Below are 22,706 nucleotides of genomic sequence, written 5' to 3' on the forward strand. Positions count from 1 at the left end.
TTTGGGTTGTGGTGGATAACTTAATTGGTGATTGGTTTGGGCCAGTAGTAGGCTCCGTCGTTGGTGTAGGGTTCGAGCTGGTCGAAGGGTACCCATCGGACAGAGCCGTCGACGAAGGCTGCATTCATGCCTTCGATCGTTCCAGAGGTTGAGCGACCTTCCATATGGCCAAAGGTTCGGCTTCCGGTCGTGTAGGTCAGGCACCCCCACATGGCGCAATGACCGGGGGCATCCAGAATGTTACTGAACAGGTCGCTGTATTCCTCTTTCACATTGCCGGAGGGAGCCCCTGAGCTGGAGCCCTGGAAGTATTGATAGCTGACAAAATCGTTGGGTTCTGCGGAGGCTCGTTGTGCTTCGGGGTCGTAGGTGCCTTGAGGATCATCGCTGAGAGCGCCCGGACAGTACATGGAGTCAAAGCGATTCCCGAGGTAGGGGGCTAGAGTCTCATTATACGCGGCGACCTGGTAATAATGGGGGGCGTGCGCATAGCTGGGGCTCCCGTCGTTTAGAACTCTCGGGTAAGGGGCTTTCCCTTTGTGATCATTCGCGTAAGTCTGGGTGGCAAATGCGAGCTGCCGGAGATTGCTGGCGCATTTGCTTTTCGTGGCAGACACCCGGTAGGAATGAATCGCTGGAATTGTGATGGCGATGAGAATGGAGATGATTGCCAGGACCGAAAGAAGTTCGATCAGGGTGAAGGCGTGCTGGGGGGATAAACGCTTGGTGGGATCTGGTGCGAGGTGCGGGCGCATAAAAGAGGGGGCTGGGGGATTTATTGATTTAGTAAAAAGTTAATAAGGTTAGTAAACTAAGGGTCAAGCTTTAAGAAGCCATCGGTGATGATAATTATGCAAGTCAAAGGTTCTGAAAAGGGAGTAGATTCCTCTTGAAGTTTACTAAACAAATTGGGTATGCTCGTTTTTATGCCACAATCCTTGGAAAAGAAAAGCACCCGAGTGACGATGAGTCAGATCGCCGACCTCGCGGGGGTGTCGAAGACGTCGGTGTCCTTTGTCTTGAATCGAAAGGGTGCTGTGGGGGAGGAGGCTACGGCTCGGATACTGGCCGCTGCAAAAGAATTGGGATACGCCAAGCCAACGCGAGCGAGTTCTGATCTAGTGAAGCCGGATCCCGGCGGCTCATCGGCGAAGCCTCATTGGAACCAAACCATTGCCTTGATCTGGGTGAATACGACGGAAGCTTGGCGTCATTCTCATCTGTCGCATCTGCTAATCCATTCGATTGGTCGGCGCTTCGAGGAGTTTGAGAGTCGTCTCAAAACGATTTTCTACAACGAGAGCGAGGGAGATGCCTTTCCCGATCTCTCGGAGGTTGGAGCTTTGTTCGTGGCGGGGTCTCCGAATGCAGGATTTTGGGAGAAGTTACCTGCGGACCTTCCCCGATTGAACCTCCTCTGCAAACCTTTTTCGACCAATTGTAGTTTTCTGGACATCGATTCTTTGCATACCGGATACGAATTGACCCAGCACCTCTTGGACAAGGGGCACCGGCGAATTGGATTCGTCAGCAATAGTCGAAGTCACCGGATTTTCAATCTGCGGTACTTGGGGTATTATCGCGCGTTGGATGAATTGGAGATCGCTCCCCTTCCGGATTGGGTCGTGCGCCTCTCGCAGCCATCGGGGCCTGTCCAGGAGACGACCCGTCCTGCGCGCGACATTGAGCCTGGCGTGGAAAGGATGTTGGCGTTGCCGCCGGAAGATAGGCCCACCGCCATTGTCGCGGCCAATGATTGGAACGCCGCGGCGGTCTATCAATTTGCGAATCGGATTGGTTTACGCATTCCCGAGGATCTCAGTGTGGTGGGGTGCGACAATGATCCGGGTATCTGCGACTTCCTTATTCCTCCGTTGACCACTTTCGCGATTCCTTACACGGAAATGGCTCACGATGCTGTCGATTGGATGTGCTCTCTCATGAAGGGGCAGCCCCTTCATTCGCAGCCGGGGCTGATGCAATTCCGCGGCAAGCTCATTGAAAGATCGTCCGTCCGGAGGATGGATGGGGAGGATAAGGATTGAAGTGGGGGGCGGCAATTCGCTTGGCCTCAATGGCTGAGCGGGAGGTTTTCTCCTCAGGCGTGAGCGCAATCAGTTTTCTACGTAAATGGTAATTTCCTCTGTGCCCGAAGGGAGTATCATCTCTTCGAAGCCTTTCTCGGGTTTTCGGGCGATGGCGGAGGCCGAAAAGGCCTTGAGGTATACCGAGTAGCGGATCGATTGATCCTCGGTTTTCGGGTGAGGATAACGGAAATAGAGTTTGTTGTCTCGCTTTCGGTTGAAAATGAAGAGGCGGGCGTCGGGATAGGTTTCTTGGTGGTAAAGATAGATTCCTACCGAATGGGTCGGATCGAACGCGAGGAGTCCGGTAACGTTTTTCTTCAGTGTCATGGATTTGTCCTCTACGAAACCGCCCGACTCTACGAAGGAATCCTCGTAGAATGCATAATACAAATCGGTGGATTTCGGGAGCATGTGCATGAAGGGATAAACGAATACGATCTTTGCCAAGTCTCCGCTTCCACCGACTTCGGTGACTCGTTGTTCAATTCCCCCGGCGGAAATGATTGTGGTGGAGTCTATCGAAAGGAGGTGGCCGCTGTATTCCGACACGAAGTTGCTTTTCTTGTTCACGAGCACGCGATTCCCTTCCTCGAGGGAAAGCCCCGGCTCGAGGGGCGGCTCTTCGAGGAGTTGATCGTCTTGGAACACGCGAACGGTAAACTCCTGAATTTCCTCGGGCCTGTGTCCGGAACCGAGGAACGGATCTCCTTCCTTCCCGTGTCTTTCCTTCAACACGGTTCCGAGATAATAACCGCCGGAGCTATCGTTGATGCATCGGTCTTGATAGTAGACCGACCTCATCGTCCAGGATGCGGTTCGGTCAAATGAGGTCCGATAGTCGCCGACGCTGATTGTCAGCGTCTCTCCATCCTTACTCGAGACTCGTGCCAAGGCGTTCTCACTGGCGCTCAATGATAGGGTTGGAACGACTAAGGCAGCAAAGGGAATCCAGAGAGTTTTCAGGAAAGACATGGAGGTCAGTTGTCGGAGGTTTTCGATTCTGCGGCTTCCGAGGAAGAAATGATCTTGGATTTGAGATTTTTCGCGCAGAAGGGACCGGGATCTTTGAATTCGTTCCGGGACAATTGGGCATTTGGGCAGTTCAGCAAAACGATCGAAGCATCCATATATAGGTCGTCGGAATGGGTATTTTGTCTGTCTTGTCGAACTTGGTTGCTGCCCACGATCGTGTTGTTTCGGATGACGAGATCGGTGACGTTGGTGAGAAGCATTGCGGCCAACGGAGGGTATTCGATGAGATTGTCTTCGATCAGAATCTCTTGGTGGATCGACCGAGGCATTTCACTGAAAGGTTCTGCGGTGACTTTAATGGGAGCCTTGGCACCGCGCCCTTTCTGCCCTCCGAGGAAATGGTTCCCGGCGATGCGAAGGTTTTGAATCGGCACCCCGAGAGTCCAGTCGGATTCAATCGAAAGTTCCAGCCCTCCCGTGTAGTCGAAGGTTTTGTCAAGGATGAGCCCGTCTTGGCCGGAGGCTCGCATTGCGTGCGCCCAGCCGTTCCGGAAGTAGCATCCTTGGATGCGGTATCCCTTGCCCCCGTAGCGGTCCGAAAACACGTTTGATCCTGCCTTTACCGGTCCCAGGTCCTCGTCGAGAAGAATTCGCCATGGAGTGATTCCTTTCTTCTTGCCCATCCAGCTGACGGGATGAAACTCGGGAATCGCATATCCGTTTGGATTTTGAACCGGGGTCACTTCGAGAACTCGGGAGGATCCTAGAAACGCAAAGTCGTCGAGACCATAGACGGAGACGGTCGCTCCCGGTTCGATGCTGAGAGGGATCGTCGCGTTTCTTGTCGTGACGATCAGTTCGTTTCCTCGAGGTTGCTCGAGGGCGATGGCGTTGAAAGCCGTGATCGCGACCGAGTCATCCATTGCCGCTTCGATCTCGCAATCGATCAGCTCCGGACCCACGCGGCAATACCGAAGCATCATCCCATCCATGTTGCTCGAAATCAGTCGCCGAGTGTTCGGACGTCGCATCAATCGGTAGCGGAGGAGAGTCACTTTTTCCGACACTCTGCGGATGTAGAATCCCTGTTTTCCGCTCGCGTATACGGTGACATCTTCGATTCGGGTTCTCCCAGTGTCTCTCAACTCAAGGGGGGCGAGCCCTCCGTAGCGAGGAGTTACGACGATTAAGTCTCCGACCCTGATTCCGTATCCGGGCAGGTGGCGCGCATTCGTCGGTACGATCAGGTTGACGGTGGCGACGCGGCTGGCCGGATCGAATTTCCGAACCTGATTTGCTTTTTTCGGATGGCTCCTGCCATCGTCGGCACCCGCAATCCACAGCGGACTCAAGGGAAGCCCTTTGGAGTCGTCGTTGTTGAAAACATGTATCCGTCCCAGACCCTCGATCGGATTCGAAGAATACCTCTCCCAAGCCTCGTCAAATCCGGGGGAGAGTTCGAAGCTGACCGATGCATTCGAGCCGGTTTGAACTTCGGTCACTTTTCCCTGAACATAGGGAAGAGGATCGTAGTCGACCGTGAAGTTTTTGAGGGTAAGGTCACGGCAATCGGAAACCCGAAAAAGAACGATTTCCGGATCGGTGATCCAAAAGGTGGATCCGTTCCCGTTTATTTCGATTCCTTCCAAGTCGTCGAGCAGGAAAAGAGCGTTCTCATCGGGGGTAGAAGACACCATCGCGGAATCGACTCGATAGTCGCCGTAGGGAATGTGGATTTCAGTCTTCCCGGCCTCCAAGTCCCGCCGAAGCGTCTGAATCAGATCCCAGGTGTTCTGCTTTTGCGCCGCCTTATCCTCTTCGCTCTAAGAGGCTATCTCAGGGGGATAGGCGTGATTGGAATCCTCTGGAGAAATGAACTGAATGGAACGTCCTTTATGCCGCCAGTGAATCGTTCCCAGATCTTTTCGTGCCCGCCCGTCGGAAACGGCTAAGCGGTAGAAACCATAGGAGGTCTCGTGATTTCCGCGCAGATGAAACTGGAGTCCCCCGGGGCGGGGCGGCTCCTCGGGATCGCGGATCACCGAGATGGTTTCGTCGCTGCCGATCTTTCGCGCGGAGACGACGAGGGCGTCGTTTTGTGAGGCTGGTTCGATCTCCCCTTGCAGCCGAAAGGATGCAGTGCCAATTCCTTCCTGCTGGTATTCGCTGACGGTAAGTTCGGAAAGGCGGTCTGGAAGAGCAGGGGGAGATGCCTCTTCTCTTGCCTGGATCACCGATCCGGTCGGCGAGAATGTGAGAAGAACGGCGGCGATGAAAAGAGGTGTCCTCGGGATCATTGAATCAATTCTCCTGGTTTTAGCGAGTTTCGCTGTGCAGACGACACAGTCGGATTGAGGCACCGCAGTTGACCTGCGAGGTTCCTTCTTTGGGGATGGTGCGGTTTTGCTATCGGCGACGACGTAGTACGGAAGAGGCAACGATCACAATCCCCATCAGAAGCCCGGAGGTAGAGGGTTCGGGGATCGGGTTCACGTCGTAGCTGATTCGAGGATACTGAGTGTCCAGTTCTGTGTCGTCGGAGCGCCAGAAACGGATGCCGGGATCTCCGGTTGATCCGTTCGAAGTGATGATCAGCGTTACGATTCCATCCGTGTCATTGGCGTATGAGTCATTGAGGAATGTATCCAAAACTTCGCCGCTGATCGAGAATGGTTGATCGCCAGTGACCGTGCTCGAATCGATCGTGAAGCTGCCCAGGTCAACCGTTCCGGAAGAAATCACGCCAGTGCGGCTGCCGGTGTCGTTTTTTGGGGCGTTGTTCCAAGTGACCGTGCTCTCAGACCAATCATCATCGTTGTCTGTAATTCCGTAAACACTGAAGTCGATGTTCCCCGTTGCACCTCCCAGGAGGACGTCAGAGTTGTTTCCTGCGATTGTCGTGAGTCCGAAGCTCGTATTGGCAAACTCCTCACCGCTTCCCAGGAGTCCGTTGAGGTTGAATTTTAAATAGATTTTTCGGTCGTTATTGGCTCCTCTTGCGGCGATTTGCAACTGGTTGATGGAATCGTAGTTTATATCAGCATTGTCGCCACTTTTGACGAAGCTCCCCTGCGAGCTGGAAATCGTATCGGCGTAAGTCGGAGAGAGGAGTAAGGAGAGACCGAGACAGAAATAGGAGGGGGCAGTGATGTGTTTCATAGACAAGCTTTTGGAGGGTTCTCTTGAGGTTGATGGAAGGAGGGTTCCTTTCATCGATAAACCTATCGGAGATCCGGGATGCTTCAATGAGGCGTCTGTCTTACACGTAAAAAAATGGACGAACCGGACCGGGTCGAGGAGGGGGCGGATCGTCGGATCTCGCAGATCGTTTGGTCGGGAAGGGGAGCCGTTTGCTCGAATGGCTCGTTTGTGGAATCCTCCACCACTTCTCTCCCACAACGTGGGGTTCACTTCGGGGACCCCCGCCTTCGTAGAAGCATCGAGCGCTGCGCCGATGACCTGCGTATCGGTGGGATGGCGAAACGTAGAGGGCCGGATCAGCCGGGACTTTGGATCGTTTGCCCGTCCACCCATTTCCCTTTGGTATGGAGTGCATAGGGCAAGCGTGGCAGTCCGTATTCGTTTAAGCACAACTTATCGAGGAGCAATTGGACTGCGGTTTCGGAACGGGATTCGAAGTCTTGGTCGATGCCGCTGTAGTTCTCTTCGAGAAAGCCGCAATCCAAGTGAATGATGGAGAGATCGCGAGGCACCGAGTAACCCAGCTCGGACAGCAGGGATATCGTCTCTTTGTGGCAGGTGATGAGGCAGTCAAATTCGTTCTTTCGTAGCCACTTCTCGAGTGCCGTTTTCTCGAGATAGGGGTGGTCGAAGATTCGCCGTTTTACGAAGGTGAGATTCTTGCGAAAGCTGTTCCCGAGAAAACTGTCGAGCCAGCGATTTCTCGTGTTGATATGGCCTTTTTGGGAAACGAGCAGGCCCGGCGATCGAAAGCCGTGTTCCCACAGTTTGCTGAAGGCGAGCTCCATTCCGGAGAAATTGTCGTGGACAACCTTCGATACGGGGATCGATGAGAAGGACTCGGAGAGGGAGACCGGAACGAATTTCTCCCAGGACAGATCTAAATGCCCGAAGCGAAAAGGGCCGAGAATGAGGCCACAGACCCCTCGATTCCAGAGTACTTTCGAGATGAACGGCCCTTGATCCGGTTCGATTTCATGCAACTCGACATTGCAACCGACCCGATGGCAATGGTCGGAGATGACTGAGAGCATTTGATCTTTCAACTGCTTCGAGCGCGGTCCGAGAACCTGGTCTTTGCGGGCAATGAAGGCAAAGGTCGGATTATCTTTGATCGTTTTCCGGCTCCGGACGCTTTTCATGAGCGTCGAAACGTAGGGATTGACGCGGTATCCAAGCTCTTCGGCCGCCGCGAAAACCTTCTTTTTGCTCTTTTCCGAAACTCTCTTGTCGTTTCGCAGGGCGAGGGAAACGGTCATGGCTGAGACCCCTGCTTTGGCGGCTACATCACGGGTCGTGATTCCGACTATTTTCCCCATAGCCATTAGATTTGACGCCTTTTCAGGGAGACGCAACCGCTATTGGTAGCTCTGCGGAATCGATTCATTTGAGCCGGTGGGGAGCGCGACAGTCTGGCCTGCGGTTCAATTTTTCGGGAAAAGCTGGTTCGCTTGGTTCAGAAGATGTCTCTCCAGCGGGACGTTGGTGCGGTTCTCGTCTCTCAAGATGAGGATGATGCCGGTTTTCCGGTCGTCGATTACGGAGATTCCGAAAATCCTCCCGGCTTCCGAGGCGGCGAGATAACGGATGTCCTCGATTTGATGAGTGGGAAAGGTGGCGTCGGGCGTGGGGGCTTTGACACCCGAAGAATGATCAGGTGCAAGCGTGCCGTTTGCGAAGTCGGGAAGGGTCCTCAGAGCCCATTCGGCGGGGAGATAGATCTCCCCATCTTCATTGCGTACGGGGGTAATCGCAGGGTCGGACGGATCCATTCGCTGTCCATCCAGGTTGTCGAAAACGAAGTTGTGACCGACCTTGAGAATGAGTCCTTCGTCAAAGGGAGAGGGCGTTGCAGGAATAAAGCGAACGACATCGGCCCGAATGAATCCCTCGTGCGAATATTCGGCCGGGTAGCTCAACTCTACGGAATTCGCGTCTCCCTTCTTCAAAGAATGGATGCCGAGGTCTATCCATTCCGGTTCGTTTCCTTTGTGCCCGATAGACTTCTCGGTTAGGCCGTCGGCACTGAATATCCGCAACGTCGCTTCGGGCACATTGTTGTCGTAACGAACGTTGTAGAATTCGATGCGGTATTGGCCGCTTTGAGGAATTTCCGGTGTCCACCGAACCCAGCTTTCCGGTTCTTTGGAATAACGGTGGGCCCCGACTTTTCCTCGGATGGTGCTCTTTCTCCAGTTGTCCGAGTTGTCGAAGGACGCCTGTTGGTCATCCAGGAGGATTTCTCCGAGAAACTTGGGGGAGGAGGGTGCGACATGTTCGACTTCGGCCTTCTCCCCCTTCCTCGCGAAGACGATGTCGTCCACTTCGAGCCAGTGCGCGGGTTCCGAGGAAGTGGAGATCGTGATCGAGCATTTGTTTTCCGTAACTTCGATGGGGGCGAGCGTGACCTTCTTCCATTGTCGCCCCTGTGTCTTGGGGATGGTTTCCCGTTTCGGTTCTCCGCCAAACCCTTCGGCTCGTATCTCGGCAAGTTCCTGACCGCCGGAGCTTCGTACTCGCGCAGTGAGCTCGTAGGTGCCGTTCGGGATGTGGGTGAGGTCTTGTCGAATTGCGCCGCGATAGGTTTTCTCGTATGCGAAACGCAGGTACGTCATCCCTTCGAACGATTCTCGACTTTCGACCAACGTGCCCGCCCCAATGTCGCCTTCTTGGATCCAGGCGACGGGATGGTGAAGATCGCGAGGGTTCTTGGAGGCAGCGTTGTTTCGATTGTCGTATTCGAAGCTGCCATTTCCGAGTAAATTGACGCCGGGAAGCGGTTTGGCGTAGAAGCGAAAGTAGTCCCAAGAGCTTTCGCCGGGGAGCGTCTCATCCTCGACGGGACTTCCGTCTCCAAAGCCGTTCGGCGTTCCCAACGCTGTCACCCAGACGTTTTGAGGTCCGTAGAACGAAGGGTGCTTCAAGGTCCGGATGAGGGTCCCGTTTAGATACCAGTTGATTCGGTCTGGAAGCCACTCGTATCCGAAAATAAAATCTTCTTCGGAGGTATTGACCGTAGCATCGTCTACGAGTCCTTCGAGCCGACCCGTGGCGACGTGTTCACCGATATAGTAGTGGATATTCGTGTGAATCTCGGCGGGGAATTCCGAATCGACCTCGTAGCCGTCGATTTCGATAATACGGTTGTATCTCGGGAGACTAGGCTGATTCTTCTGGTTCATTCCCAAGCTCCAGAAAGACGAGTGGAGACCGGGGCCGCCTCCCCAGAGCTTGGCCTTGGCTTCGTAGTATCCGTATCCGAAAAGAGCTTTGGAGATAATGCCCCCCGACGTGTAGCGTTGTTCGCCGTCGACCATGTCTTTGGTGAACTCGATGACCAAGCGGCCATCCGAGAGTGAGACGTTGTCCGCCAGATTCACGCTATCGATTTTTTGTCGGGACCCGGTGCGGTAGTTCCAGTTTTCCCGGTTGAGGGTAGGCTCCTCGAAGTCCTCCTCGAATAACAGTTGGTAGGATTTGTCGAGACGGCTCAGGTCCGTATCTCCAGTGGCGAAATTCATGAGTCCAAGCAAAGATAGGAAGAGGAGACCGGTGGTTCGTGGAAAATGGATCATTTCTCAGAGAATGGTTCTTGTGCCAGATGGCCCCATCGTCCCGTTGAGGGTTTGGAAGAAGCGGGAGGGAATCTTTGCGAAAGAACCGGAGTCCTCATTTCGATTGTTCCGATCCGCTCCAGAAAACATCTTCTTCTTCGGTGGCGATTTCGTCCTTGGCCAGTAGGTCGGTGTGTCCATCCAGAAAAACAACGGCCAGCTTTCCATCGTTTCGAAAATTGATCGTACTGAGCTTGGCGGCACTCGTTTCCTTTGTATCCATGATCAGCGCCGTCTTGGGAGTCGGGCAATTGAGAAGATAGCGGCGGTTTGGTTGCTGTTCCTGAAGGAGGCGGTTCATCCCATACGAGCGTGCCAGGGGCGTGTCCTCGATGAGAGGAGATTCGAAGACGGTTCCTTCCTGAACATGACCGTATCCGGGGAATTTCTGCTCAGGATAGATGTAGGGCCAGATCTTTTCGGACCAACCGATGCGGTCTTCGTAGTCCCAGTATTCTGGGAAAAAGCCATCCGAGTCTTGCACGTAGAGTGACATCCCCTGATGGAGTTGGCGGAGGTTGGCGATGGATTTGGAGATCCGGCTTCGCTCGAGAGAGTTGCTGACAATGGGAGTCACGATTGCGATCAGAATCCCGAGGATGGCGATCACGGTGAGGATCTCGATGAGGGTGAAGCCGCTCCGTGAATCCCGCTTGATTGAACCGGGCAAAGAAAATCGCGGGGTGAGGTCGGTCGGCGGAGCCGAGGAGCTGGAGGGTTTCATGTGGGGGAAGGAGGGGGGATCTTAAAGGAACGAAAATTTAACTAAAATTTGTATTTTTAGCATGGGTCCAAAGTGAAATTCCGCGAGGAGTGCCGCGAGACCTTTTATTCTTTACACGTAAAAATTGAATGGATTGGGCTTGGCTCTAGGCGTTTGCGGTCGGTATTCCTCGTTCATTGTTTCTCTACTTGTAGGCTCTCATTCCCCTGGGATCAGGTTCTCTTTTTCTGGTCTTCCTGGTGGTGGATGAGCCCGCGGGTGATGACAGCATGATGACAATAGAATCTGATTTTCTTAGTAAAATTTATTAGAGAAGTGATGTCCGCAGTTCGTCTTAAAGATGTATCCGAGGAGACGGGATTTTCTCTCTCGACGGTGTCCTTGGTGCTCAACAATCGTTCGGAAGCCTCGATCCCGGAAGATACGCGGAAGAAAGTGAAGGATGCCGCCACGAAGCTGGGTTATGTTCGCCGATCCCGATCGAGTTCGAGTCGGACCCTGGTCATTGCGATTTTCGAGGATTTGCGGGATTGTTTCGAGAATCCGTACTTCGGAGAGATTTATCGAGGAGTTCAGGAGGCTTTGAAGGAGAATGGATATCACTCTATTATCCAGCATCTCGGAAGGGGATCTGCCCTCCGCGAGGTTGAGATTGCGAAAAGCATAAAAGCCGAGGGGATCTTGGTTTTGGGAGCCCCGCCTGCTTCCTTTCGCGATTCGCTCCGGAAATTTCAGGTGCCGGTGGTTTTTGTCAATGCGACCGTGGATCATGCTTGGGATTCGGTGATTCCTGATTTCGAGCACGGGTTCCGCATTGCGCTCCAGATCTTGAAGGATCACGGGCACCGCCGGATTCTCTGCGTGAAGTCGGCTTATACCGACGAAAAATTGCCCTATCTGTCCGATCATCTGATCCGGGCGATCCGCACGTCCGGAGTCTCGGAGGGGGACATCATCTATGTCAGAAGCAAGGGAAACTCGTCCGAAGACGGTTATTCCGCGTTGCTCGCTTTTCTCAAGGCAAACCCGTCCGTTGAATTCACCGCAGCGTTTTCCGGATTCTCGAAACCTTTTGGAATGATCCGTGCCTTGGAGGAGCAAAAGAGAGAGGTCCCGGGCGATGTCAGTGTGATTGCCATCGGCGGAGATCCCCATGTGTCGGAATCGCGCTTACCGATTTCAACGGTCTTGTACCCCCTGCGCCAGGTGGGGAAGGAGGGAGTGCATCGTTTGATCGCCCGTGCGCGCGGGACTCTTGATTCTCCCGCCACCGTGGTGCTTCCGGTTCGCTATGAAGATCGGGGGACGGTGGGTAAGGCTCGAATGTGACGGGTTTTAGCGGACCCACCCGATTGATTTGTATCATGAATTCCTCCAATTTGAATGCTTCCCCAAAACCTTCCCAATTTGCGACGCTTTTCAAACGTGGACCCGAAGCGTATGGGGAGGACCAGTGCTTCCGAGAAGAAGGATGGCATGTTTGGTGTGGTTCGATTCTGGAAGACCCGAAGGATGGGAAGTTTCACCTATACTACAGCCGGTGGCCAGTTTCCGAGGGGTATGATGCTTGGGGGACCCATTCGGAGATCGCGCACGCCGTCGGAGACTCCCTTGTCGGGCCATTCACCTACGTCGAGACAATCTTTCAGCGCGAAAAAAATTCCTCCCGGTGGGATGCTCACTGTTTTCACAATGTGACCGTCAAAGCTTTTGGAGGGCGATACTTCCTCTACTACATGGGCAACCGGGGGGATGGAGACTGGTGGAATCATCGCAATAATCAGCGAATCGGCGTCGCCGTAGCCGATTCTCCGAGCGGTCCGTGGCATCGGCAGTCGCAGCCAGTCATCGACGTGTCCCCGGGGGCCTGGGATGGCTTGATGGTCTCCAATCCGACGGTTGCGGATGCCGGAGACGGGCGTTTTCTAATGATCTATAAGGGAGTGGCCGAAGGCACTATGCCGTTCGGGGGAAGGGTGCTCCACGGTCTGGCCTGGAGCGATCGCCCCGATGGTCCTTTTGTCAAAGAACCGTATCCTATTTTCGATTACAAGAATGCGGATTTCGGCTTCGAAGACCCTTTCTTGTGGCGCGAGGGAAGGAGCTTTTACTGCTTGGTGAAGGATATGGGGGGAACTCTCTCTCCGAGTGGCGAAACGGAACTTTTGCTTTTGCAGTCGGAGGATGGAATCCATTGGAGCCCGAGCAAACCGTTGCAGGTGCTGGGACGGAGACTGGAAAATCGAAACGGGAAGACGATCGCATTCGAAAGGGTAGAGCGGCCTCATTTCTTCCAGGATAGCAGGGGAACGTTAACACTTTTGGTTGCCGTAAAGCCCGAAGATCCCGAAGAGCCCTCGTGCAACATTCGATTGGTCTATCGGTAGGGGCTATTCGGCGGGCTCGTCTTCAGGGAGTGACGTCATTTATCGAGCCGGCTGAGAGTCGGTTCGAAAGGGTGTCACGGGAAGGCCGATGCGGTCATAGAGGTTGCAGTCCGGGTTGGCCGCCCAAGCGTAGCGTACGGCAACGGGTTCCGGAACTTCCGAACTCCAGATTTTGACCGTATCTTTTGAGATGATTTCAGCCTCGGCGTTGACGAATTTCATATCGGCACCCGCAATGGTAAACCCATTCACCTCACTCGTATCGAAGGCGTACAATCCCTTGCTGATAAAGTCAAAGCGGACCTCGGCATACCCGTCCTTAAAAACAGCTTCGCTGTAGCGTGGGCTCTGGCTAGCCATTGCAAAACCATAATCATTTGCAAGAGCCAAGCGGGCGAGCCGATTGGCCACCACTTGCTTGTTACGCGGATGGATATCACGCCCCTCTCCCACATCAATCGCCACTGCCTGTCCAACATGGTCCAGATTGTCCAGGGTCCTTGTCTGCGCCTCTCGTAGATACGACCATTCATGGTCCTCCGGAGCGGTCGCCTCTTCTTTGAAATCGGCAAGCTGAACCCAGTAAAAAGGGAATTCTCCCTGTCCCCATGCGAGGCGCCAATTGTGAATGAGCTTTGTCATCAGATCGGTATAGCTCTCGGGACGTGTCGCATTTGTTTCTCCCTGATACCAAATGACTCCGCGGATACCATACCCTAGGGTTGGGTAGAGCATGCCATAGTAGATATTCCCCGGACGATGCTGTGTGTGCCGCTGGTCGCGAGGCGCCGTCTGCTTCGGTTCAGGTTTTCCGGAGTCCACCCAAGCCTGGTAGGCGGCCTTTTTTTCTGCATGGATTTCGTCCGTGTAGCCATGGATGCGTTCGTCCCACTCCGCGAGGTATTCCGAATATTCAGGGTCCTCTTGCAGGACATCTCGGGGGATCCATGCCTCGGCGGCGGAGCCTCCCCAGGAATTGTCGATGAGGCCCACGGGCACCTCGAGTGCGTTATGCAACCGGCGACCGAAGAAGTAACCGACTGCGGAAAACCACTTAACGCTTTCAGGAGAACAGACCTTCCATTCGCCCTCGAAATTCTCCTGAGGCTCTTGTCTTCCCACCATCGGGATCGTAAGCAATCGTATCTCCGGGTAGTTCGCAGTGGCAACCTCCACATCGGCATCGTTGCTGTTTCCCACTGCCCATTGCATGTTGGATTGTCCGGAGCAAAACCAGACTTCTCCCACGAGGACATCGGAAAAGGTCAGTTCATTCTCTTCTCCGGAAACGGTGAGTTGGTAGGGTCCCCCAGCTTCCATGGGATTGAGAAAGATTCGCCATTTGCCATCCTCGCCAGCCACCGTTTCGTGGATCTGCTCTTGGATACGAACTGTTACCGATTCACCAATCCTCGCCTTTCCCCATACCGGGTTTTCCTGCGAACGTTGCAGGACCATATGATCACTGAAAATGTTCGGGAGACTCACCTCCGCCATGGCGGCGGAAAACCAAGTCGATAGAGCACTGGTTATCACTATGACTTTCTTTATATTCATGAGTATATGCTTTTTCTTTGAGAATGGTTCGTGCTCTAGCTCTTATGCCTCTCGTTCGTTTCTTCACCCGACTCGTGCAGAGGCGGTTGGGATGACGCGATAGGCAATCCTGCTGGAGGTATCCAAGCTCACGGGAGAAAATCGGATTCGATGAACATGTGCTTCCGCGCCATGATGATCGGTGAAGGACAGATGCTCGAAGTCTTGGATGCGAGTGCCCTCCAAAGGAACGAGAGCCACCGAGGTGTCCTGATGGGAAAGGACTGCCCGGTCGCTCAAAACCTGGACCGAACAATTCGTGATCACGGCGCTTTCGAGCGAATCCACGGACTCAAGGTCAAATTCATCGGTAACTTCAAGAAAAGGCGCCCCTTGATGAAAACGAAAAGTCCGTCGATATCGACGGCAACGCGCTGCAACCGGATAAGCCTGAGTCAGATCCATCGTCACCTGCAATTCGTCCTCAGCTGCCAGGTGACCGAGAATTTCAGAATGGAACGCTGCGCCAGCGGCTTGTTCCTGGCCGTTAATTACCGCCAGTGAATGGCCCTTGGTCCGCGCGGCGAGATATTCATGGCGCCGTTTAGGATCGAAGTAGTCCTTGTTATATTCGGGGGTGCCGATTTCCTGAATCATGGGAATCTCCCCGATGTTCAAAATGTAGCTGCCACAATCGTTGTGATTGTGCGATTCGTCATTGTGACCACCTTTGGCGGCGAAGTGCCATTGCGGGGCATCGCTATTGTGGCTGTGTGCGATTGTGACGTTTAGGTCTTTTAGGAAAATGTCCTCAGAACGACCAGCCTCTTGACCGGAGTCGATCGCTCCCGGATCGCGCAGTAACAAATCGGAAAACAGGAAGAAATCCGACCTTTCCTTATTCAGCTCGATCTGACGCTCCAGAAGCTTCCGGTAGTTTCGTCTGCCGTGGTCCAGGCATAGAGGATCCTGCAATCGCTCACCGAGGTAAGTCAGCACGCTTGGACGCAAAAGGGCCTTCGAAGGACAGTCTGCAAAATTGACGAGGCAATCCCCGGGCAGGGTCATTAGAGAGCCGAAGCGGGCAATTTTCTGAATTTTGTCACTCCCCTCAAAGAGCGAAAGACGGCCATCGCTCCGCGCTTCCAGTTGAGCATTCAATTTCGAAAACCAACCGAAGCCATAGCTCCAATAAATCGGGCCTTCAGAGCATCCGCCATCATCTGCGAAGCCACCAATGAAGGTGTTAAGATAGTGGCAGGACAGATTCAGAATTTCAGCTAGTTTGGCAGTGTCTTTCAGCAACAGTAGTGCTGCTCCAACCACACCTTGATGGCAGACAGCATTCCAGTTGTTTGAGGTTTTTGTCCACCAAAATTCCTCATGCCGTTCGAGGTAGTTGTCAAAGAATTGAGTCTCGATCCGCTGTCTAAGTTTCTCAGTCAACGAACGGGGTATCAAGGAGTTGAAAAGGACGAGAAGCTCGGCAACCAAACTCGCTGTTTCTCCACCGAACAGGTCAATCTGAAACGGATCCTTTCCACTGGTCGACTCTACATGCGCCGGCACCGCCCATGATTCATCTTCTCCGAGTGCCTCCAGCTTCTCGATTAATGAACGGCCCATGCGCTCGCGAGCCGCGGTATCATGGTCAAGTCGAAGGTAGGCGATGGCGGCCCGGGCGATTCGCCGCCTTCTTTCGAAATACACGGTCTCAAAACGCGAACGATTCCCGGACCGATGAAACTCGGCATACAGGTCATTCGTCAATTCAGGGAGCGCCTGCTCGGCCTCCTGCTCCGCTAAAGCGATTAGCGGCTTGAAATAAGTATCATACCTGGCGTTCCGCCAGATAGCATGATCTGCTGGCGGTAGAAGAGCCTTCCCTTGGGAGTTTTCCAAAATCCGCAGCAACTTCTCTTTGGAGTAGCTGGCTTCCAGGAGATTGATGCAACCTTCTTTGGATTCGGGTTGAGGCATTCGATGGAGTGGACGGAGGGAAGAGAGTAGGGGTTATGGATTACTCGTAGCCTGCGACTCGGTCCAGTCGATATATTCTCTCGGAAGCATAAAAGTCCATCCTTCTTCTTTCAGGAACTCGACGATCTTCTCAAACTCGGCAAATCCCTCTTCGGAAAAGTAGGGAGGATGGAATTGGAGGGCGGTAAAAGTTAATTCTTTCTCGCGGCTGGCATACTTCGCCTTGAACTTTTCAAAATTCGGCTTTCCCGTGCCGTCGTTTTCTCCGGGCAGATACATGTAAAGCATGCATTTATCCAGCGAAGAGGATTTCAGGGGTTCCTTCAGGTGGTAGTAAAAAACCCCACGGAACTCAGGCATCTCCTCGAGCACGGTCAGGGTGTCCTGGTCCATCGCGTTAAAGGGGGAACCAAAAACCTCTGCGGGATGGCCCAGTATGCTCACTAACTTCTTCTGCGATTTCTCCAAGTTTTCTTTCTGGTGCTCATAACCGGATCTGAAAAATTCGGAGACCCTACGTCCATCGGGATCCTTCCAATGGTTATGGTCCCAGCCATGATTCCAGAACTCCACTCGACCACTCTCTTCCAGTCCTCGGGTCCATTCCACCGCTGTTGAATCGTAAAGAGGAAACCCGTAGGCAATGATTCCTATGGATACTTTGATGTCCTGCTCTTCGGCGATCTGGACGAAGCGCTTCCACTTCGCATTGGGCTCCCGCAGGTCATCTGCCTTGACCACGACGATCCGGCCCAAGGGCTCACTGCCCGCTTCCGTTTCAGCAGAAGCGACTGAGCCCCAGATGCCGACCATCGAAGACAGCAAACAGCAGGAGTACTTCATCAGGCTCATCATTGTGCCTCAGTATTTGAATCGTCCGGCAGGAAGAAGAATGCGACTGAGTCCGGAGGAAGATCAATGCCGCGAGCGAGTTCGGAAAGGGAATGAGTCATCTCCTTCAGTCCTGTTTCCGAGAGACAAAAGATGCGCACATTTTGATCGTCGAATTCGCGGCCCTTGAGTTCAATACGGGCGTTATTTGCGTAGGAAGACCGATTGATCAAAACCCAATGGTTTCCGTCCTCGTGTAGCACGGCAAATGGAACAATCACATCGGGATGATCACTGGTGGACTTGACCGCAGGTCCCGTCATTCCGGTGTTGAAAAAGTGGAACACGTGCGCCGGTGGACGAAGGGTGTAGTCCCGTCCCATTTTGCCATAAACGCCATCACATTCGTTCCATGCATTGCCGACGTCTGCCCCGTTCTCGACCAGTTCAACGAATACCAAGGCGTCAAAAACGCCACCTTTATGGGTTGCCATGCGTTCGTCCCGAACACGATGCGTATAACAGATATTATATTCGTTGAGATGAAGTTCGATTCTCCGGTCGGGACTGATGTCATTCAACATTGACCGTATCGTGGACAAATTCTTTCCGAGGCTTCCAGCTCGATTGTAGATATTGATATCCGTTTCGGTTGCATCGCCGGAAGCGTAGGCATGGTAGGAGAGAAAATCCAAATTTTCCATCGTAAGGATGGCGAACTGTTTGAGTGGCTGAACCAAGTCACCTCGACAAGCAGCCGGTCCACCAATTTTTATACTTGGGTCCACCGCCTTCATCGCTTGAACGCAGAGGTTGTAGATCTCGGCCAGCTCGTCGATTTGCAGGGGCTGCCCCTTCTTCATCTGGCGCAGCCAATAAACCATGTCACGCTCGTTACTGATCTCGAAATACTGAATTCCGCGCTGCTGCTCGATGTTCAAAATACGAACCAAATCAGCGCACAATTGAGCGAAGGCCTCATACTGGTCCGCATCGAGCATCCCATCCTTATCGAGGTCCATCCATGAAGGCCATTTTCCGATCGTGATGACCCGTTCCTCGGACAATCCTTCGAGCGGATCGAGGGCCGCGGCGATTCTCTCTGCGCTCCATGTCCTGGATGCGGTATCCATCCAGCTGAAACGATTTTTCGACGGATCCGCGAGCATGCCGCTCATATTATGGTAGCGGAGTACGGGTGCCGCCATGTAGGCGATATTTTCGATATACTGCGGGTTCTGGGCGACCGACGAATCGTAGCCATTGAAAATATTCAAGGAATACTGACGATCGGCAACCTGTCCGGTTGGCTCAGACCAATCAATCGAGACCTCAACATCAATCGAGTCGGATTGCGAGGGTAGGGCTGTTTCGGACTGGAGGACTACATCCGCGTCGGGAACCGTGAGGCTTTCCTTATCTGCTGGCTGAATGGAAGACTCTAGGGAGGAAAGTTTCGTTCCCACATCGGCCACGACTACAAGATCCAAGCCGGAGGGTTTCTCCGACGCGCCACGGTCGGAAAAAGGGGAGAACACCTCCAGAAAGTCTTGATTATCGCCAGATTGATACTCGCCCATTGACGCCCACTGCCATTCTCCTGATTCATTGGCCGCGATGCGGGAGAGTTGCATGCCTGCGCTATCATTTAAAACTAATGGCAATCCCCGGTAGCGGACCCAAACTTCAAACGGCTCGTCGCGGTTGATCGGAATCTGAGTCAGCGTCGTGCCGTCAGCCGTTGCGGCAATATACTGTCCAGAAGAGGCATCCGTATCCAAAAGAACTCGGGTGAATCCGGTCGGAGTGCCTTCCGGTTCTACGCTCGATAGATCCTGGCCCGTAGAAGCACAGCAAGCAGAGAAAGTGAAAAGCAAAAGAACGAAATTTCGGCGAATGCTATTTTGCTTCATAGGACTTCAAGTTTTCAGACTCCCGAGGGTCGATCGTGTTTGTCGTGTCCAGGAAAATGGCATCTACACCACCCGCACCTCCCGGCGCTCGCACGAGGCGTACAGAGCTACCTAATTCGCTCTTTTCGTAGGTGCCGAAATTTACCCAAGTCCATGTCGATGGATTCCTATGCTTCCATTGGAGGTCAACGGCTTTGCCGTTCACAGTTGTCTTGAGAACCTGGGAACCGCCTCGAATCCGGGCCCAGATCGTAATTTTCTCAAAAGACTCCGGCAACGGTACAATGACCAGTGGCATATATTGTTCTTCGCGGACCGCATCGACATACATTCTCCCCGAAGCCTCGATGTCCATTTCGACTGTTGTGTATTTCGCTAAAACGGACTCGGCTTCGAAGTAGGTCGGCTGGGTCGTTGTAGTCTCCTCTTCGGCATTGATTTCCGTTGCAAAGGTTAGGCCTGAGATCGCGAACATACACAAACACAGTGGCCGCAATGAACTGCCATTAATTGTCTTCTTATTTCGTTCCTTCATAAATTTTTCTGTCGGTGAATTTTGCGGCGACGTCTCCCGGGGTCATTGCTTCTACGTGCATATCTGCAAAGAGGAACTGTGCCTCGCCATTGTGACGATAGTCGATGTACTTGTTTCCATCTACGCTGGCGTTCTCGACGTCACTCGAAAATCGTGACCAATTGGTTCCATCGCGGCACAGGCCGTGCCAGGTGACTCTTGCATCAAACAGTAGAACCGCATCATTCAGGTTCTCAATGGTTAGGACTGACCTTGGGATGGAAGTGTTCACGGCCTCATTCCACTTTGTCAGCCCAAACATCCCGCCCCCCGCAGAATAGGCGCGGCGCACTTTCCAGTCGTCAGTGGACTCTGCATTTCCTCCGCCATCCAGGGCTGGTATCGTGTTAGATCCGTAGACGCCTAAATATGCCTGCAAGGCTTGGCGGTCCCATGGAACACTGTCGACCGCGACCGGCGGATAGGTTTGCTTGTTCTCTTGGGAGTAGCACTGCAATGCGACTCCCAGTTGCCGTAATTGGTTGGCGCCCTTCGCTTGTCGTGCATTTACCAGTATGGTGTGTGTGGTCGGGATCAAGATGGCAGCCAGAGCCACGATCACAGCGACTGCGACCAGCATCTCTATCAGAGAGAACCCCGTACGACGATTTTGTGCTTTCATCATAGCCACAGTCGTTAACGGATTGCCTTTATGAGTATCGAATGTTTCGGCGGGCAATGATCGAGAGAAGCATGCAGGCTCCTCCAAATAGAAGGGCACCCGTCGACGGCTCAGGTACCACAGTCAACGATCCGGCTCCGGAGAACGACGAAGTGGAAAGCAGTGTATTCAGATCTGAACTCGAATAGGTTCCCGAACTTACGGAGGAAGCACCAAATTCAAAGGATGCAACGGTTAAGTCGTTATCCAGGATCATGGTGCTGTCGGAGCTGGCCATCGAAAATGCTGAACTGGTGATCGTCAAATTGGCCGCCAGAGTCAGGTTGCCTTTATTTAGATTGAGGCTGCCAGAAAAGCCCGAGGCATCCGTAACGCTCAAACCGTAGTTAATCGAAGAGGGTCCGTCGTATCCGATGGAAAGATGACCGCTGCCCAGTAGATTGGAAATGTTTGTGGTCAAATGATTGCCGGTATACGCTCCCTTGAGGTAGGCGAAATCTCCTGGCGATGACGTGGACTCGGAGAGAACTGTGAAATTTGTTATATTCCAAGTGGACTGAACATTCGAACCATTGTTCGCGTTGGCAGCAGCGACGCCACCGAGGCCCATGAAAATATTCTCCGTCACAAGAGTGCCCGACTTGATCAGCAATGCACCGCCGGTGCGTCCGCCGGCGTCACGAATGGTGAGCGAATCCCCGGGGAAGGTTGAGTTCCACGTCGGCGTATTAGGCGATCTCAATAGATAGCCGTTCGTGTCGTAGTCTTTGCCGGCGGATGCGGGTTGGCCGTCCGACCAGTCTGCGCCCGTATTCCAGCTCTCACTGGTGGTATTGCTGTCGATGAGGTCGACGGCATTGAGGGAATAGGAGCTAAACGCTGCGAGGAGGCAGACAGTGGATGAGAGTAGAGGGGATCTTGGGAGACGGGTGTGGTTAGTTTTTTTGGGGGTCATGCGAAAAAGATGGGTAGTAAATTGGCGGAGGTCAAATAAAAATAAAAAATTTATCACTTGATAATGTGTGATAGATGCCTGAATAATAAGAAATAGAGAATGAATTATACTGAAATTTTGAGAAAATTTGATTTTTGATAATATGTTTATCGTTGAATGAAGACATCGCCAAGAAAACCCAGGGCCATCACGATTTCCCAGATTTCAAAGGCGGCTGACGTCTCCCCGAGTGCGGTATCGGCCCTTTTGAATGATCGTGACTACGGCATTCGCATTAGTGAAAAGACACGCGCACGCATCATGAAAGCCTGCCGCGAGCTGAACTATCGACCGAAGAATCCGGCTGCCCTCGCCCGCATCTATCCCTCGATGGGAGACATTTGCTTTCTGATCAATTCCGGGGTTCCGGGCGGCGTTCATCACCATTATTTCGGACAGATGTTATCTGGTGCCGTCGCCTCTCTCGAGGACCCTACTTCGCATATCGCCTATTCGCTGTTCGATCCCGAGATCGATTACGTGAATCATCCGGAATCTCTTCCGCAGTCACTCCGATCCGGAAGTGCCACACAAATCATCGCCGCGAGTACGCCAAACACTTCGTTCGTTCAGGCAATTCTTAAACGCAACATTCCTTTCGTCTATTTAGGCCATCACATGGACGAAGTAGGCCTTTGTAGCATCGTCCCCGATTACGCGGAAGCGACTCGTCAATCGGTGAGATATTTGGCTCAATTGGGACACCGACGGATCGCCTATCTGACCGGCCCCTTCGGTGACAGTACCTACAACTTGCTCGAGCTGCAGCGTGGTTACGTTGAAGGTTTGAGGGATTGTGGCTTTCCAATCAGTCCACAGTATATCTACCATTGCGACTTCGATCAGGGCAATTTTGGGCAGGATCAGTTGATTGAAGCGACCAAGCACTTGATTTCCCTAAAGGAAAGGCCCTCTGCAATCATGTGTTTCCATGATACTGCTGCAACTGTCGTCGCTTCCTATCTTCAGAGCGTAGGACTTAGAATCCCCGAAGACATCAGTATCATGGGGTGTAACGATGAACCTTCGGCTTCCACCTATCACCCGCCTCTTAGCACGGTGCACTTTCCGCTTTCAGAGATGGGTGCGCGGGCAGTCAAGGAGCTCGAAAATCAAATTCTTTTCGGTCGCCTGGATAAACCCGTTAACATCAGTTTGCCGGTCAGCATCGTAGAACGGCAATCATGTGGTCCTTGCCCGAGTCCGTCTGGGGTGTAATGGGACGCTCGATTCGCCTAGGGGATGAATGAGCCTGAATCGGACATCACCGC

The 22,706-nt window shown here is 53.1% G+C and carries 19 protein-coding genes; 4 read left to right on the forward strand and 15 right to left on the reverse strand.

Annotated elements, in window-relative coordinates:
- Positions 1 to 20: 20 nt before the first annotated feature.
- A complete protein-coding gene (locus H5P30_RS16655; protein WP_185694044.1) occupies positions 21 to 755 on the reverse strand; it encodes a type II secretion system protein in 735 nt (244 codons plus the stop codon).
- 171 nt (positions 756 to 926) lie between these two features.
- On the opposite strand from H5P30_RS16655, the gene H5P30_RS16660 reads away from it, so the two are divergent.
- Complete coding sequence (locus H5P30_RS16660; RefSeq protein ID WP_221774393.1) at positions 927 to 2,045, forward strand: LacI family DNA-binding transcriptional regulator; 1,119 nt, start codon at positions 927 to 929, stop codon at positions 2,043 to 2,045.
- A 69-nt stretch (positions 2,046 to 2,114) separates the two neighbouring features.
- On the opposite strand, the gene H5P30_RS16665 is transcribed toward H5P30_RS16660, so the two are convergent.
- The 7 genes from H5P30_RS16665 to H5P30_RS16695 all read right to left on the reverse strand — a co-directional run bounded on the left by H5P30_RS16665 (position 2,115) and on the right by H5P30_RS16695 (position 10,598).
- The gene (locus H5P30_RS16665; protein WP_185694045.1) at positions 2,115 to 3,059 is read right to left on the reverse strand and encodes a hypothetical protein; all 945 of its coding nucleotides are present in this window, start codon (positions 3,057 to 3,059) and stop codon (positions 2,115 to 2,117) included.
- A 5-nt stretch (positions 3,060 to 3,064) separates the two neighbouring features.
- Positions 3,065 to 4,756, reverse strand: a complete 1,692-nt coding sequence (locus H5P30_RS16670) for a hypothetical protein (protein ID WP_185694046.1) — start codon at positions 4,754 to 4,756, stop codon at positions 3,065 to 3,067.
- A 126-nt stretch (positions 4,757 to 4,882) separates the two neighbouring features.
- Positions 4,883 to 5,356 (reverse strand): hypothetical protein, encoded by a 474-nt coding sequence (locus H5P30_RS16675; RefSeq protein ID WP_185694047.1) that lies wholly within the window; start codon positions 5,354 to 5,356, stop codon positions 4,883 to 4,885.
- A gap of 109 nt (positions 5,357 to 5,465) precedes the next feature.
- Entirely contained in the window at positions 5,466 to 6,218 is a 753-nt protein-coding gene (locus tag H5P30_RS16680) for a DNRLRE domain-containing protein (RefSeq protein WP_185694048.1), read from the reverse strand.
- Positions 6,219 to 6,556: 338 nt separating this feature from the next.
- Entirely contained in the window at positions 6,557 to 7,579 is a 1,023-nt protein-coding gene (locus H5P30_RS16685) for a LacI family DNA-binding transcriptional regulator (protein WP_185694049.1), read from the reverse strand.
- A 105-nt stretch (positions 7,580 to 7,684) separates the two neighbouring features.
- Positions 7,685 to 9,835 carry a glycoside hydrolase family 16 protein gene (locus tag H5P30_RS16690; protein ID WP_185694050.1) on the reverse strand — a complete coding sequence of 717 codons (2,151 nt, stop codon included), beginning with the start codon at positions 9,833 to 9,835 and terminating at the stop codon, positions 7,685 to 7,687.
- Positions 9,836 to 9,929: 94 nt separating this feature from the next.
- Positions 9,930 to 10,598: a type II secretion system protein gene (locus tag H5P30_RS16695; RefSeq protein WP_185694051.1), complete on the reverse strand. Its 669-nt coding sequence runs from the start codon at positions 10,596 to 10,598 to the stop codon at positions 9,930 to 9,932.
- A 318-nt stretch (positions 10,599 to 10,916) separates the two neighbouring features.
- Here H5P30_RS16695 and H5P30_RS16700 point away from each other — a divergent pair, with 318 nt between their 5' ends.
- The gene (locus H5P30_RS16700; RefSeq protein ID WP_185694052.1) at positions 10,917 to 11,927 is read left to right on the forward strand and encodes a LacI family DNA-binding transcriptional regulator; all 1,011 of its coding nucleotides are present in this window, start codon (positions 10,917 to 10,919) and stop codon (positions 11,925 to 11,927) included.
- Between the two features lie 35 nt (positions 11,928 to 11,962).
- A complete protein-coding gene (locus tag H5P30_RS16705; RefSeq protein WP_185694053.1) occupies positions 11,963 to 12,985 on the forward strand; it encodes a glycoside hydrolase family protein in 1,023 nt (340 codons plus the stop codon).
- A 39-nt stretch (positions 12,986 to 13,024) separates the two neighbouring features.
- Here H5P30_RS16705 and H5P30_RS16710 read toward each other — a convergent pair whose 3' ends face one another.
- From H5P30_RS16710 to H5P30_RS16740, 7 genes are all read right to left on the reverse strand, one after another.
- Positions 13,025 to 14,542 (reverse strand): sialate O-acetylesterase, encoded by a 1,518-nt coding sequence (locus H5P30_RS16710; protein ID WP_185694054.1) that lies wholly within the window; start codon positions 14,540 to 14,542, stop codon positions 13,025 to 13,027.
- 63 nt (positions 14,543 to 14,605) lie between these two features.
- Positions 14,606 to 16,501: a heparinase II/III domain-containing protein gene (locus tag H5P30_RS16715; RefSeq protein ID WP_185694055.1), complete on the reverse strand. Its 1,896-nt coding sequence runs from the start codon at positions 16,499 to 16,501 to the stop codon at positions 14,606 to 14,608.
- A gap of 33 nt (positions 16,502 to 16,534) precedes the next feature.
- The gene (locus H5P30_RS16720) at positions 16,535 to 17,344 is read right to left on the reverse strand and encodes a DUF2334 domain-containing protein (RefSeq protein ID WP_185694056.1); all 810 of its coding nucleotides are present in this window, start codon (positions 17,342 to 17,344) and stop codon (positions 16,535 to 16,537) included.
- An 8-nt stretch (positions 17,345 to 17,352) separates the two neighbouring features.
- Positions 17,353 to 19,245, reverse strand: a complete 1,893-nt coding sequence (locus H5P30_RS16725) for a GH39 family glycosyl hydrolase (RefSeq protein WP_185694057.1) — start codon at positions 19,243 to 19,245, stop codon at positions 17,353 to 17,355.
- The gene (locus tag H5P30_RS16730; RefSeq protein ID WP_185694058.1) at positions 19,232 to 19,720 is read right to left on the reverse strand and encodes a hypothetical protein; all 489 of its coding nucleotides are present in this window, start codon (positions 19,718 to 19,720) and stop codon (positions 19,232 to 19,234) included. Before H5P30_RS16730 ends, H5P30_RS16725 begins: the two co-directional genes overlap by 14 nt.
- Positions 19,721 to 19,763: 43 nt before the next feature.
- Positions 19,764 to 20,441 (reverse strand): prepilin-type N-terminal cleavage/methylation domain-containing protein, encoded by a 678-nt coding sequence (locus tag H5P30_RS16735; RefSeq protein ID WP_185694059.1) that lies wholly within the window; start codon positions 20,439 to 20,441, stop codon positions 19,764 to 19,766.
- A gap of 28 nt (positions 20,442 to 20,469) precedes the next feature.
- Positions 20,470 to 21,396 (reverse strand): PEP-CTERM sorting domain-containing protein, encoded by a 927-nt coding sequence (locus H5P30_RS16740; protein WP_185694060.1) that lies wholly within the window; start codon positions 21,394 to 21,396, stop codon positions 20,470 to 20,472.
- A gap of 156 nt (positions 21,397 to 21,552) precedes the next feature.
- Between H5P30_RS16740 and H5P30_RS16745 the strand changes: the two genes are divergently transcribed.
- Entirely contained in the window at positions 21,553 to 22,653 is a 1,101-nt protein-coding gene (locus H5P30_RS16745) for a LacI family DNA-binding transcriptional regulator (protein ID WP_185694061.1), read from the forward strand.
- Positions 22,654 to 22,706 lie beyond the last annotated feature (53 nt).

Source organism: Puniceicoccus vermicola, from assembly GCF_014230055.1.
GTDB classification, from domain to species: domain Bacteria; phylum Verrucomicrobiota; class Verrucomicrobiia; order Opitutales; family Puniceicoccaceae; genus Puniceicoccus; species Puniceicoccus vermicola.

Coding starts and splice junctions, on each gene's coding strand:
- H5P30_RS16695 (WP_185694051.1), bottom strand. CDS start 10,598: ATGAAACCCTCCAGCTCCTCGGCTCCGCCGACCGACCTCACCCCGCGA.
- H5P30_RS16690 (WP_185694050.1), bottom strand. CDS start 9,835: ATGATCCATTTTCCACGAACCACCGGTCTCCTCTTCCTATCTTTGCTT.
- H5P30_RS16740 (WP_185694060.1), bottom strand. CDS start 21,396: ATGACCCCCAAAAAAACTAACCACACCCGTCTCCCAAGATCCCCTCTA.
- H5P30_RS16660 (WP_221774393.1), top strand. CDS start 927: ATGCCACAATCCTTGGAAAAGAAAAGCACCCGAGTGACGATGAGTCAG.
- H5P30_RS16665 (WP_185694045.1), bottom strand. CDS start 3,059: ATGTCTTTCCTGAAAACTCTCTGGATTCCCTTTGCTGCCTTAGTCGTT.
- H5P30_RS16685 (WP_185694049.1), bottom strand. CDS start 7,579: ATGGGGAAAATAGTCGGAATCACGACCCGTGATGTAGCCGCCAAAGCA.
- H5P30_RS16675 (WP_185694047.1), bottom strand. CDS start 5,356: ATGATCCCGAGGACACCTCTTTTCATCGCCGCCGTTCTTCTCACATTC.
- H5P30_RS16720 (WP_185694056.1), bottom strand. CDS start 17,344: ATGAAGTACTCCTGCTGTTTGCTGTCTTCGATGGTCGGCATCTGGGGC.
- H5P30_RS16725 (WP_185694057.1), bottom strand. CDS start 19,245: ATGAAGCAAAATAGCATTCGCCGAAATTTCGTTCTTTTGCTTTTCACT.
- H5P30_RS16730 (WP_185694058.1), bottom strand. CDS start 19,720: ATGTTCGCGATCTCAGGCCTAACCTTTGCAACGGAAATCAATGCCGAA.
- H5P30_RS16680 (WP_185694048.1), bottom strand. CDS start 6,218: ATGAAACACATCACTGCCCCCTCCTATTTCTGTCTCGGTCTCTCCTTA.
- H5P30_RS16715 (WP_185694055.1), bottom strand. CDS start 16,501: ATGCCTCAACCCGAATCCAAAGAAGGTTGCATCAATCTCCTGGAAGCC.
- H5P30_RS16705 (WP_185694053.1), top strand. CDS start 11,963: ATGAATTCCTCCAATTTGAATGCTTCCCCAAAACCTTCCCAATTTGCG.
- H5P30_RS16710 (WP_185694054.1), bottom strand. CDS start 14,542: ATGAATATAAAGAAAGTCATAGTGATAACCAGTGCTCTATCGACTTGG.
- H5P30_RS16745 (WP_185694061.1), top strand. CDS start 21,553: ATGAAGACATCGCCAAGAAAACCCAGGGCCATCACGATTTCCCAGATT.
- H5P30_RS16700 (WP_185694052.1), top strand. CDS start 10,917: ATGTCCGCAGTTCGTCTTAAAGATGTATCCGAGGAGACGGGATTTTCT.
- H5P30_RS16670 (WP_185694046.1), bottom strand. CDS start 4,756: ATGGTGTCTTCTACCCCCGATGAGAACGCTCTTTTCCTGCTCGACGAC.
- H5P30_RS16735 (WP_185694059.1), bottom strand. CDS start 20,441: ATGAAAGCACAAAATCGTCGTACGGGGTTCTCTCTGATAGAGATGCTG.
- H5P30_RS16655 (WP_185694044.1), bottom strand. CDS start 755: ATGCGCCCGCACCTCGCACCAGATCCCACCAAGCGTTTATCCCCCCAG.